The 1,982-nt window shown below is 71.1% G+C and carries 1 protein-coding gene; it reads right to left on the bottom strand.

All coding sequences use genetic code 11. The features are described from left to right. Positions 1-1,982: condensation domain-containing protein (locus tag ACFCX4_RS36065; protein ID WP_376151679.1), on the bottom strand; the 1,982-nt coding region annotated here is incomplete at both ends.

Consider the following 1,982-nt stretch of genomic DNA (forward strand, 5'->3'; position numbering starts at 1 on the left):
GTGGAGCGTTCCATCACGACGGGTACGACGGTCTCGGGTCCGACGCCGTGGTCGATGAGCAGGTGGGCGAGGCGGTTGGCGCGCGCGTTGAGTTCGGCGTAGGTGACCGACTCGTCCTCGAAGAGCAGGGCGAGGGCGTCCGGTGTGCGGGCGGCCTGGGTCTCGAAGAGGTCGGGCAGGGTGCCGGCCGGGACGTCCACGGCCGTGTCGTTCCACTCCTCCAGCACCTGCCGACGGATCGGCTCGTCGAGGACGCCGATCGCGTGGAGCGGGGTGTCGGGTGCGCTGTCGAGGGCGTCCACGAGGTTCTGGAGGGCGGTCCGGAGGAGGCCGCAGACGAGGACGGGGTCGATCGGGTCGATCGCCTGCGCGGCGAGCGTGAACCCGTCCGTGAGGTCGTCGACGGACATGGTGAGCGGGTAGTTGGTGCGGTCCTGCCCGTAGTCGGCCGTGATACCGGGCAGGCCCGGCCCGCTGTCGTCCTGTGCCGTACGCGTGTGGCGGTAGTTGAGGAGGGCGGTGAAGAGGGGTGCGGAGTTGTCGACCTGGCCGGCTTTCTGGGCGAGGGCGAGGGGGGCGTGTTCGTGGGTGAGGAGGTCGGCGAGTTGGTCGCGCATGGCGGTGACGGCGGTGGTGGCGGTGGTGGTGGAGGTGTCGAAGCGGACGGGGAGGGTGTTGATGAAGAGGCCGGGGACGCGGTGGGCGCCGGTGCCGGCGTTCATGCGGCCGAGGAGGAGGGTGCCGAAGACGACGTCGTCGCGGTTGGTGGTGGCGGCGACGACGCGGGCCCAGGCGGTGTGGATCAGGGTGGCGGGGCTGGTGTGGTGCGCGCGGGCGTGGTGGCGGATGCGTTCGGCGAGCCGGGGACCGAGCGGAAGCCGTGCGTTGGTGGCGCCGGTGCCGTCGTGGCGGGTGTCGAGGACGCCGAAGGGTGCGGTGGGTTCGGTGATGCCGGCGAGGTGGTCGGTGAAGAAGCGTTCGTGTTCCTCGCGGGTGATGCCGAGGCGGGCCTGGGCGACGAAGTCGCGGAACGGCAGCGGCGCCGGGAGACTGTCCGGCCTGCCCTCCATCACGGCGCGGATCTCCCCGAGCAGGACGTCCAGCGCCGTGCGGTCGGTGATGAGGTGGTGGCGCTGGAGGAGCAGGAGCCAGCGGTCGGTGCCGGGTTCGGGGGCGGTGTGGGCGCGCAGGAGGGGCGCCTGTCCGAGGTCCATGGACGGGGCGCAGAGTGCGAGGAGTCCGGCCATGGGGTGGTCGGTGGTGGTGAGGGTGTACTGCTGGATGGGGAGTCGGGCGGTGCGGGCGACGACCTGGACGGGTTCGGGGAGTCCTTCCCAGAGGACGGCGGTGCGCAGGATGTCGTGGCGGTCGATGACCTGCTGGAGGGCGTCGAGGAAGGTGTCGAGCAGGGCGCGGCTGTCGAACGTCAGCGCCGTCGGCAGGACGTACGGGTCGTGCCCGTCTGCGTGCACCAGGTGGTGGAAGAGAATGCCCTGCTGGAGTGGTGCGAGGGGGTAGATGTCGGCGATGTTGGCCGCGCCGCCGGGGAAGGTGGTGGTGATGCGGTTGATGTCGTCGGTGGTGAGGTCGATGAGGGGGAGCATGTCGGGCGTGATGGCCCGGGCGTCGGCGGGGATGAGGTTCGGGGGGACGTTGATCGCGCGGGCGTCCATGGCGGTTCCGGCTGTGGCGGACGCCAGTTGGCCGACGGTGGGCGCGGTGAACAGCGCGCGGACGTTGACGGGGACGCCCCGGGAGCGGAGTCGTTCGACGAGGGTGACGGCTAGGAGGGAGTGGCCGCCGAGCTCGAAGAAGTTGTCGTCCAGGCCGACGTGCGAAACGTCGAGGACCTGGGCGAACACCTCGCAGAGGATCTTCTCGTGTGCGGTGCCGGGTGCGCGGTAGGTGGTTGTGGGGGTGTAGTGGGGTGCGGGGAGGGCGTTGCGGTCGAGCTTGCCGTTGGGGGTGAGGGGGAGGGCGTC

The sequence above is a fragment of the Kitasatospora sp. NPDC056327 genome (genome assembly GCF_042261735.1).
Classification (GTDB): Bacteria; Actinomycetota; Actinomycetes; order Streptomycetales; family Streptomycetaceae; genus Kitasatospora.